Here is a 9,743-nt window from a genome sequence, read left to right as displayed (position 1 = left end):
TATTTTTGACGAATTTATAAAAGCATTACCCAATCGCCTGATCAGGCTCTTGGATAATGCTTCATGATGTTAAAAAACTATTTGATTGTACCCAACCTCAACATACGAATGAGTTGAGGGCTATTTTCGTGCTTTCAACCTTTAGTAATGGTAGTAAAAAGGTACGATCTCAGTTTGTTTTGCTTGCTGAAATCGTACCTTTTTTTCTGTTTATTTTTTTGTTCTACTTGCCATTGGTGTTACATCCGTCTTCATTGACTGGTTGCTTTTCGTCAGCTAATACTTTTGATGTTGCATCATATTTGAAGTGGATTTTGCTTGGCACTGGTTCGAAGTTGTTTACTTTGAAGGTTCCTTGGTGGATTCGGAGTTTTGGTTTGGGGCTGGTTAGTATTAGGTTTTGTCCTTGGAAGGTGGAGTGGCTGTGGACTGTTATGTCGTTTTTGTGGGGTACTTCGTAGGAGGCTAGGGTTAGGTTGTTGAAGTGGGTTTCTGAGTTTTGGCGTAGTTTGAATTCGTTGGTTACTATTGAGTTTTTCATGTAGGCTTTTGATTTTCTTTGGAATAGGAATTGGATCGAGGTGTTGTCTGTGTAGATTTGGCTTTTGTCTAGGGATAGGCCTATGGCTTTGGTTTTTCTGCCGGTTCTTATTTGGGTGTCTTTGAAGGAGAAGGTGGCGTTTTGGCCGTATATTATGTCCCAGTTGTCGGTGGTTTCGCGGTTGATGGTGACGTTGTTGGTGTAGACTTCGGCATTGTCGTAGGCCGATAGGGTGTTTTCGTCGTTTGCTGGGAAGGTTAGGGTTAGATTTTTTAGGATCAAGATTTTTTTGGCGCCGATGGTGATGCTGCAGTTTAATTTGATGTCTTCTTGATTGGCTGAGTTGCCGATGATGGTTAGGTTTCTTCCTATTGTACAAACTAAGGGGCTTTCTTTGGTGAAGTAGGTGCCTGGTTGTAGTTCGATCACGTCGCCGTCTTGCGCATCAACGATGGTTTGGGCTAGTTGGTCGTCTTTGTTTGGTTGATTTTCGATGATAAATTTTGTCATTAATACGCCCCCTTGATGTGGTTTTAGAAGTCAATTATAATCGTGTGCTATTAAAAATCCAATTATTTAAAAAAGTTGTTCTACCGGAAATTTCCAGTTAGAACAACTTTTTTAGTCTGTTGCTTTGATTAAGTTATTTTTGTCTGTGCCAAACCATTTTTGATTGATCTTTTGTAGTTCGCCTGTTTTGGCTAGTTCGACGAAGGCTTTATCGATTTTCTTCTTTAATGTTTTATCGCCTTTTCTCATTCCGACGGCAAAGTCTTCACCGGTGAATCCGCCGTATAGTGTCCGGTAGGAGTCAGGGTCTTTTTCGTGTTGGATGTAATAGTTGGCGTAAACACTGTCGATCAATAATCCTTGGATCCGTTTGGCGTCTAGATCCATTAGGGCATTGTTGAAGGAGTCGTACATTACTGGAGTTTGATTTTTGATGTACTTTTTGAGTTTGTCAGGGTGTTGATCCAGTAATGAGGCTCCTGATGAACTCGTTTGGACGCCCAGTGTTTTACCCTGCATTTTTTTGAAGCTAGTAATGTTGTCGGCTTTTTTCGATACTAAGACTTGGCGGTTAGCTAAGTAAGGATTTGAAAAAGCTATTTGGGCTTTTCTTTCTGGGGTGATGGTGTAACCATTCCAGATCAAGTCGATGGTTCTGTTTCTTAGTTCCGTTTCCTTCATGTTCCAATCGATCGGTTGAAAATCAGCTTCGATGCCATATTGCTTGAAGACGGCTTTGGCGAGATCGATATCAAATCCTACTAGGTCACCGTTTTTTTGACGGAAGCCCATTGGCACGAAGGTATCGTCTAAGCCGATGATCACCCGATGTCTTTTTTGAATGGTCGACCAAGTGTCAGTGGTATTGGCTTCTTTGGCAACGGATTTCTTGTCGCCACAAGCACTTAAGACCATGGCAAAGCAGGCTAGTAGGGTGACTACTGCGATTAATTTCTTTTTCATATTTTCGTCCCCCCTCTATTTATTGATCGGTTTAACTTCTAAAATCTGATCGGAAATGTTTTTGGCGAACTCTGGGTCGTGGGTTACGACTATTTGAGTGATACCAGTTTTCTTGAGATCTAGGATCACTTTACCAACGGCATCTCTTAAACTTGGGTCAAGCGCTGATGTTGGCTCGTCGTAACATAGGATCTGTGGTTTCATAGCTAAAGCACGGGCGATGGCAACACGTTGTTTTTGACCACCGGACAATTCGAATGGATATTGGTTGGCATGGCTAGCTAATGATAGTTCGTCTAATAATGAATCAGCTGTTTCTTGAGCAGCTTTTTTATCTTGTTTTAAGACCATGGTTGGAGCCAAAGTGACGTTTTCCATGACGGTCAAATGTGGGAATAAGTTGAAGTCTTGGAAGACTACGCCGATGATCTGCTCGGTATCTGAATCGTCAGCGGGGTCGAATTCTTTTCCGTCCAAGATGAATTTACCTGAATCTGGTCGGTCTAAACCGGCGATACAACGTAGTAAAGTTGTTTTACCAGCACCTGAAGGTCCAACGATGCTCAGGATAGAATTGTCATTTACGTCAACGTTTAGTTGATCCAAAATGGTGGTGCCATTAAAGCTTTTGGTGATATTTTCCAATTTAAGCATAAATTTTTCCTCCTATATTAACGGTAGTAACTGTAGTGTTTTTCGACGACTTTTAAGATCCAAGTACATACTAGTGTTAACAATAAATAAATAATCCCGACTAAGACTAGTGGTAAGAGGGTAACGTCTCGAGAACTGGCAATGTTTCCGGCCCGGAGTAAGTCACCTAATCCGATTACGTATACTAATGATGAATCCTTGACTAAGTTAATGACTTCGTTACCGATTGAAGGGATAACGATCTTAACAACTTGTGGGACCACGATTTTTCTGATCGTTTGCCAGTAACTCAAGCCTAAGACTTTCGCACCTTCGTATTGACCGTTGTCGATCGCACCAAAGCCACCTCTGAAGATCTCGGCAAAGTAGGCGGTGTAGTTGAGGATGAAGGCGAATAGCGCTGCATCGTATCGCTCAAAAACGATATGGAAAAATGGCATGTTTGGTAAGCCATAAAAGACGAAAATCAATTGGAGCAAGAGGGGAGTTCCTCTCATGACCCAAATGTAAAAAGATAAGATCCAACTTAATGGCTTGAATTTAGAGCTTCTTCCTAATGAAACTAGGATCCCTAATGGCAGTGATGCTACTAAAGTCCAAAAGAAGATCTTCAATGTCATAACTGTTCCACTTAAGAGTGAAGGTAATATTTCTGATATGTATTGCAGCATGATTTATCCCCCTAGATAAAAGTATAAAAAAAGCCCCTTAGCCAAATAAGACTAAGAGGGCGTTCGACGCGGTTCCACCTCATATTGTCAAAACCTCACGGCCTTGACCTCAACAAGTTAATGAAACAAAAAAAGCCCCCTGATCCAAATGGATCAAGAGGGCGATTTACGCGGTACCACCTCTGGCTCCCTAAAATCTCACGACCTTAGGCTCACGAAGTTACATTAACTTCAGTTATAACGGCACTACCGAAATGGCTTACTTGCTTTCAGCCACTTAACTTACAGATGTGTTTCACTGTGCATTGGATCGACTCACACCAACGTCGACTCTCTGAACCAAACCTCACAGCTACCTTCTGTCATCGTTTTTATACTAGTTTGAATGTTGCAACAATAATACGACCGATTTGCCAATCTGTCAAGTTCATTCGAAAGTGGAGTTGACTTAAGCTATTTTTTAAAGTATATTGTTGTTACAACGATATTATACGACGTATAATATTAAGAAAAGAGGTAACAATATGGCAATTCAAGCCTCGACCGAGATCTTGGAAGGGTCAGTTTTGGCTTTACTGACTAAAGAAGATTACTACGGTTATATGATCACCAAACTAATGCAGCAAAGTTTTCCGATCTCTGAATCTACCATGTACCCGATCTTACGTCGCCTGAAAAAAAGCGGCTGGCTCTCAACTTACGATCAGTCGTATGAAGGCAGAAATCGGCGTTATTACAAGATCACCGACCAAGGATTGGAAAGACTAGGCGAGATCAGAAATGATTGGACCGAATTGAAAAAAGTCACAGATCAAATATTGGAGGAAAACGATGGAAACTAAAGCAGTTGATAGCTACATTGAGGAATTCACTACTAATCTACAACAGTTAGATCAAGCTGAACGTGATGATGTAGTTGAATTTTATCGCGAATACATCATCGATGCCGGCTTAGATACCGACCAAGCGATCCATGCAAAATTGGGCACGCCCAAACATTTGGCTCGCAAGATTTTAGCTGATTATTCGATCAAAATGTCAGAAAACAATTACCAACAGATCGATAATGGCTCGATCACGACCAACGAAAAGATGAAAAAGAACATTGGCATGATCGTTTTGATCATCTTAGCTTTATTCGCTAGTCCCATATTAGTTCCAGTCGCCATCGTTTTGATCGGTGTGGCGGCAATTTTTGTGATATCAGCCGTAGCCTTCACGTTATTTGTGGTCTTCATGTTGGCGTTGTCAGTCGTTATCGGTATTGGGATGATCGTTGGTGGTATCGCGGTCATCTTCCAGTCGTTCACGACCACGATTTTTTACGTCGGAGTCGGATTGGCAATCTTAGGACTAGATTGTCTTTTAATCCCATTGATCATAGCTTTTTGCAAATGGATCTTCGACGTGATGGTCATGTTCTTCCGTTGGGTCGGTAAGAAACTCTTACATGGCCGCAACACTCCACAAAAGGAGGACAAATCTAATGCGTAAAACAACCATGGTTACTGGAATTTGGCTCTTAGTAGTCGGCTTGATCTTAGCCACGATCGGATTGTTGACGAACGCTCCGAAAACAGTCATTTGGAATAATGGCTTAAAAGTTTCTCGAACTGTCTCGATCGACAAGACCATTTCGTCGTTCGACAAGATCAAAATAAGTGACGGTGATGGCGACGTCCAGATCAAAGGTGGCAGCGATTATGCCATCACAATTGATGGAGATGAGATCCAAGCACCGAAGTATCGTATTAAGAACAAAACGCTATACATCGACAAGAAACAGCGCTCTAAAGCTAGTTTCTCAGGAAATGAATCGGTGGTAGTAACGGTCCCACAAGATAAGGAATTGCAAAAAATCGATTTAGAAGTAGGCCGTGACGGCGTTACATTATCGAATGTTGACGTCAAAGATTTAGTCGCAAACGGCATCCAAAAGTCAGATGATTTCAGCTCCAACAAGTTGACGCTGGACAATGTTCAAGTGTCAAAAGCAGCAAACCTGAATTTAAACTATTCGCGCCTTAATTCAATGAATTCAAAGCTAAACAATCTTACTCTCGTTAACCGTGGTGATTCGGATAATGATTATGAATATGATGATAATGAGGATTTTGATGAGGATGACGGCAATATGAATGTGACTTTTTCAGACACTACCGTCAAAAAGGGTCAGATCCAAGCTAATGCTAGTGACTTAAACGTTAGAAATTCTGTCTTAGAAGAAGTTTCAACATCATCAAATTATGGTCGCATCAGAATGACAGATACGACTTTGAAGGGCTTGAATGAATTCAAGATCAATACCGGTATTTTTAGCGGTCGAGCAGTGAAGACTGATGGTGTCGACCTCAGCAATAATAAAGGCTTGATCAAGTATTTTGATGATTCCACTAAAGGTCACGTTTTCCAAGCTAATACCGAAGCGCAAAATCTTTTACGCGTCAACGGTGACCGTTTGAAGATCACGCTTAAGTAGCTAGTCTAGTTTGGAAACTAGAGGTTTGTTATAATAGCGTTATCACGGAGGGGTTCATATGAATAACGCTAATTTAAAGAGGATATCGGCTTCTGAAGTTAACCGAGAAGCGCGCCACATGCTTCGCAAGAACTTTAAAGAGATCATTGTCTTGAACATAATCCCGATACTAATGCGGATCGTCGGCATGTTTTTTATGGTCAAGATGTACAACGCTTGGCTATCAGGACTCGGCATTAGTTTGAGTGATCCGAAAGCTGCCAGCGAAAAGCTAACTAGCATTACCCAAGAAATCATGAATAATCCCGCATCAGCCACGGATTATGCTTTTAAAACAACACCGGAAACCAATATCATCATTTTTGCGGCCGGATTGTTTTTCTTCTTGATCTGTGTTGGTATTGGCTATTCATTATTAGATAAATATCGTAATAAAGACTATCAAATCAGAGGGATCGCTGATCAGTTCCAAGTATTTTCTGGTCGCTATTTCTTCTCGATAATTTTCTTAGCATTGCTGTTCAACATCATCGTTGAAGCAGGACTTACACTCTATTTGATCCCTGGTATTTGGTTCATGTTGATGTTTGGTCAAAGTTTTTATATTTATAAAGACGATACGGCTAAAAATGAACGGATCGGGTTGGGGCGGACTTTTTCTACCTTTGCTCGGAGTTCATTGTTGGTACGAGGATACAAGTGGACTTTGCTTTTGATATTTGTTGAGTTTTTGCTTTTGGAGATTGTCAATTTGTTTACTCGAGAGATTTTATCTGTTTTGGTTCATCCTTATGAGCAGTCTGTTTTGGCTGTTTTTTATGAGAAGGTTTCTTTGGCTAAGGCTGAGGCTGCATCTTCTCGGGAGTAGTTTTATAGTTTTTGATTTTTGCTCAGGACATTTGTTTGTTCTGGGTATTTTTTTTGTGGATACGTGGGTTGGTTGGGTGGTGGGTTCACTGCCGGCTCCGGGGTTCCGGAAATACCCGTCTCTGGAACGTGGTGGACCCGATTTGAGCTCACCGAAGGAGACCGCTTCGCCGATCTCAAATACGAGTCTTTTACTAGGTGGTAAACCACCAAGTAAAAATTTCACCACTGAGAGACGGGTATTTCCTCCACCCCTGCGCCTAATTTGATCCAAAACTCTTTTTTTGTTAGGACGCTCCCTAGGGTTATCCGGTTTGTTTCCTTTTTTTGTGCTCCACTTGATTCTTATGAGGAGTTGGTGGGGGATATTTGAATTTTCTTTTCTATTTTGGTTGGTGTTTGCTCGCTTCATGCTTTGCATGAATCTCACTTTTTTTTGTTTTTTGTTTTGTTTCTTTAGTTGTGGTTTTGGGATGTTCTGTTTTTCTGGTGTCTCATTCAAGGCTTTGCCTTGAAATCGATTTTTTTGTTTGTGTATGCTGTTTTGCTTGTTGTTGTTTTATATTTTCGTTTTCTTGCTTCACGCTTTGCGTGAATCTCGTATTGTTTTTTAAACCTTAAATTCTGTTATTTTTTCAGGTGATTACTCAATATTGGGTATTGTTGTTTAGTTTATTTTTTGACGGTGGTCGATGGTAACAAAAAAGACAGCCAATTGGCTGTCTGGCTGCCTTTTTCTTATTTTTCTTGGAACATGTTTTCGGTTCTTTTTTCTACGAAGATGTAGTCTACGGCTTTTGATCCTATGGTTACTTTGTCTCCGTTTTGTTTTTCTACTACTAGGGAGTTGTCGAATTTTTCGTGTTTTTGGATTTTGATTAGGTCGTCTATTGCTAGGCCTAGGCTGTTGAAGTATTGTAGGAATTCGTAGTTGTCTGATAGTCTTACTATTTGGACTACTTCTCCATCTTCGATCATGCTTAGTAGTTTGTCGTCGGCGTCTGTTTCTCCGTTGCCGTTTCCGGGGATGATTCCACCGTGTGGGCATCTTTGTGGGTGGCCTAGGAAGTCATTTAGGTGATCCATTAGGTCTTTGTCTGATAGATGCTCCATGATGTCGGCGTGGTGGTGGACTGAGTCTACTGGGTATTTTAAGTCTTGGTTTAGGAATACTTCCCATAGTCTGTGGGTTCTTACTAGTTGTTCGGAGACTTTTTTACCTTTGTCTGTTAGGACGATTTTGTTGTATGGAGAGTGCGTTAAATAGCCTTCGTTGGACAGTGAGTTTAGCATTTCTGTTACTGAAGGCGCTGAGACGTTCATTATCTCTGATATTCTTTTGTTTGTGACTTTTGTAAAGTCGTAATTTAATTCGTATATTGTCTTTAAATAGTTTTCTTTGTTAGGTGACAATTTCTTTACCTTTCGTATAACCTAAAAATATTATTAGCTTCTTCATTATAACTCATTTTTACTATCAATAAATGGTAAAATATTGGTAGAAGTAAAATGTTAGAAAGGGGAGCTGATTTATGGCTGATTCTAAGCATAAATTTGATTGGTTCGGTTTTATTGTTGGTGTTTTTTCAGTTTACGTTGGTTACTTAGTAATGTCACACCCACTAGGTAGTTTATCAACGATTTCTATTTTTCTAGGTATTTTTGCAATTCTTCGGGGAGTTTACCAACTTTGGTTTGGTTCACAAATGAATAAATATCTAGGCACAGGTAGTGGTTTTGCTATTTTTTCTGCAATTATTAGTATCCTAGTCGGAATCTTATTCATCGCTAACCTCAAAGCAGGTATCTATGTTTTTACATACATGTTTGCTATCTGGTTCTTAGTCGATGCTATTTTCCAGTTATTCACCGCTAGATTTTACAGCTTTTTTGGACGCGGCTACTACTGGTTGATCGTTATTTTAGCATGTCTGAGCTTGCTATTTGCAATAATTTTGCTTTTTAATCCCGTATTAGCAATGAGCTTCATCGTCTTCATGCTATCCTTCTTCTTCATCGCAACAGGAATAGCAGAAATAATCGAAGCTTTTTAGATAATATAGTTTCACATACTGAGCATATTTGATAAAATACAAGATGAAATGCCATCTTAGCTCAGTTAGGTAGAGCATCACCATGGTAAGGTGGGGGTCGTCGGTTCAAGTCCGATAGATGGCTTAATGACAAAAACACCCACTGATCAAAATACACGAAAAGCTTGTAATCGTTGAAACAACAACGGTCACAAGCTTTTTTTATTGCCAAATTTTTTTAAAAAAAAGAATTTACTACACACGTAAAAATCAATCTCAATGGCGACTAGTATAAAACCGAAACAAAGCAATCAAGCAAACACCCAAAGCCCCAATGCCAAGCCCATTAAAAACAGCACTACCAACAGACTCTTCCTTAGTCAAAAACCAAATAAAAGCCGAAACAAAAATCACCAAAAACGAAAGCAAATACCAATAACGAAGTCGCATAATGATCCCTCCCAAAAAGTTATCCACCAAAAGCACTACCCAGCATAAACCAAACCAAAGCAACAGCCGGAGTAGCAATCAAAAAAACCAAAGTCCAATTAACAGCATGCTTCTTAGAAAAAAGAACAAAGCAATCAGAGCAAAAATCAACAACAACCCAATGAAATTCATGCAGAGAAAACATAAAAGCCCCCTAAAAAATAAAAATTAAAACAAGTATAAATGTCTATAAATCCACAAATCAATATATCTATAAATCAATTATCTAATGGAACCAACAAATAAACAACCAACAAAACAATAACCCCAAAATCAAGGCGAGATCACGAGTAAAACGAGTGAGCAAGCAAGAAGCAAAGGCAAGATAACAAACAAGATATTAAAACTTATCCAACAAGAAGAAAAAGAAAAGATTGCAAAACAAAGGTAAGCCAGGAAACAAAAATGAGCGGAGCTTCAGTCCCGCGAACCGAGAAGCAGCAGGGTGATCGAGAGAAATGAAATCTTGCAAAAACATCCAGGAAGCACCTACTCCCAACCTAACAAAAAAGGGATAGTTGTACTATCTAGACGGA

Annotated in this window: 12 protein-coding genes, 1 tRNA gene and 1 other annotated feature; of the genes, 6 read left to right on the top strand and 7 right to left on the bottom strand. The window is 39.9% G+C overall.

Annotated features, from left to right (window positions below; all coding sequences use genetic code 11):
• Positions 1 to 223: 223 nt before the first annotated feature.
• The 4 genes from EKM69_RS08955 to EKM69_RS08940 form a co-directional block, all read right to left on the bottom strand.
• Positions 224 to 1,051 carry a hypothetical protein gene (locus EKM69_RS08955; RefSeq protein ID WP_125710317.1) on the bottom strand — a complete coding sequence of 276 codons (828 nt, stop codon included), beginning with the start codon at positions 1,049 to 1,051 and terminating at the stop codon, positions 224 to 226.
• 111 nt (positions 1,052 to 1,162) lie between these two features.
• On the bottom strand, positions 1,163 to 2,014 hold the full coding sequence (locus EKM69_RS08950; protein WP_125710315.1) for an amino acid ABC transporter substrate-binding protein: 852 nt from the start codon (positions 2,012 to 2,014) through the stop codon (positions 1,163 to 1,165).
• Positions 2,015 to 2,029: 15 nt separating this feature from the next.
• Positions 2,030 to 2,668, bottom strand: coding sequence for an amino acid ABC transporter ATP-binding protein (locus tag EKM69_RS08945; protein WP_125710313.1), 639 nt, complete (start codon positions 2,666 to 2,668; stop codon positions 2,030 to 2,032).
• Positions 2,669 to 2,685: 17 nt separating this feature from the next.
• The gene (locus EKM69_RS08940; RefSeq protein ID WP_164505912.1) at positions 2,686 to 3,339 is read right to left on the bottom strand and encodes an amino acid ABC transporter permease; all 654 of its coding nucleotides are present in this window, start codon (positions 3,337 to 3,339) and stop codon (positions 2,686 to 2,688) included.
• 154 nt (positions 3,340 to 3,493) lie between these two features.
• Positions 3,494 to 3,714 (bottom strand) — a binding site (T-box leader).
• A 149-nt stretch (positions 3,715 to 3,863) separates the two neighbouring features.
• Here EKM69_RS08940 and EKM69_RS08935 point away from each other — a divergent pair.
• From EKM69_RS08935 to EKM69_RS08920, 4 genes are read left to right on the top strand one after another with little or no spacing between them, the layout of a single operon-like run.
• Entirely contained in the window at positions 3,864 to 4,181 is a 318-nt protein-coding gene (locus tag EKM69_RS08935) for a PadR family transcriptional regulator (protein WP_125710311.1), read from the top strand.
• Positions 4,171 to 4,833, top strand: coding sequence for a DUF1700 domain-containing protein (locus tag EKM69_RS08930; protein WP_125710309.1), 663 nt, complete (start codon positions 4,171 to 4,173; stop codon positions 4,831 to 4,833). Before EKM69_RS08935 ends, EKM69_RS08930 begins: the two co-directional genes overlap by 11 nt.
• A complete protein-coding gene (locus EKM69_RS08925) occupies positions 4,826 to 5,818 on the top strand; it encodes a DUF4097 family beta strand repeat-containing protein (RefSeq protein ID WP_164505911.1) in 993 nt (330 codons plus the stop codon). The genes EKM69_RS08930 and EKM69_RS08925 overlap by 8 nt, the downstream gene beginning before the upstream one ends.
• Before the next feature lie 58 nt (positions 5,819 to 5,876).
• A complete protein-coding gene (locus EKM69_RS08920) occupies positions 5,877 to 6,686 on the top strand; it encodes a hypothetical protein (RefSeq protein WP_125710305.1) in 810 nt (269 codons plus the stop codon).
• 737 nt (positions 6,687 to 7,423) lie between these two features.
• On the opposite strand, the gene EKM69_RS08915 is transcribed toward EKM69_RS08920, so the two are convergent.
• Entirely contained in the window at positions 7,424 to 8,098 is a 675-nt protein-coding gene (locus tag EKM69_RS08915) for a metal-dependent transcriptional regulator (protein WP_125710303.1), read from the bottom strand.
• A gap of 119 nt (positions 8,099 to 8,217) precedes the next feature.
• Between EKM69_RS08915 and EKM69_RS08910 the strand changes: the two genes are divergently transcribed.
• On the top strand, positions 8,218 to 8,739 hold the full coding sequence (locus EKM69_RS08910; RefSeq protein ID WP_125710301.1) for an HdeD family acid-resistance protein: 522 nt from the start codon (positions 8,218 to 8,220) through the stop codon (positions 8,737 to 8,739).
• A 50-nt stretch (positions 8,740 to 8,789) separates the two neighbouring features.
• Positions 8,790 to 8,863: transfer RNA gene (locus tag EKM69_RS08905), tRNA-Thr, on the top strand.
• 131 nt (positions 8,864 to 8,994) lie between these two features.
• Here the strand turns inward: EKM69_RS08905 and EKM69_RS12360 are convergent.
• Together EKM69_RS12360 and EKM69_RS12355 are read right to left on the bottom strand one after the other, a co-directional pair.
• The gene (locus EKM69_RS12360) at positions 8,995 to 9,168 is read right to left on the bottom strand and encodes a hypothetical protein (RefSeq protein WP_164505910.1); all 174 of its coding nucleotides are present in this window, start codon (positions 9,166 to 9,168) and stop codon (positions 8,995 to 8,997) included.
• A 19-nt stretch (positions 9,169 to 9,187) separates the two neighbouring features.
• Positions 9,188 to 9,352, bottom strand: coding sequence for a hypothetical protein (locus tag EKM69_RS12355; RefSeq protein ID WP_164505909.1), 165 nt, complete (start codon positions 9,350 to 9,352; stop codon positions 9,188 to 9,190).
• Positions 9,353 to 9,743 lie beyond the last annotated feature (391 nt).

The organism is Companilactobacillus zhongbaensis (assembly GCF_003946515.1).
In the GTDB taxonomy this organism is placed as follows: domain Bacteria; phylum Bacillota; class Bacilli; order Lactobacillales; family Lactobacillaceae; genus Companilactobacillus; species Companilactobacillus zhongbaensis.
This window is presented reverse-complemented; position numbering and strand designations above follow the sequence as displayed.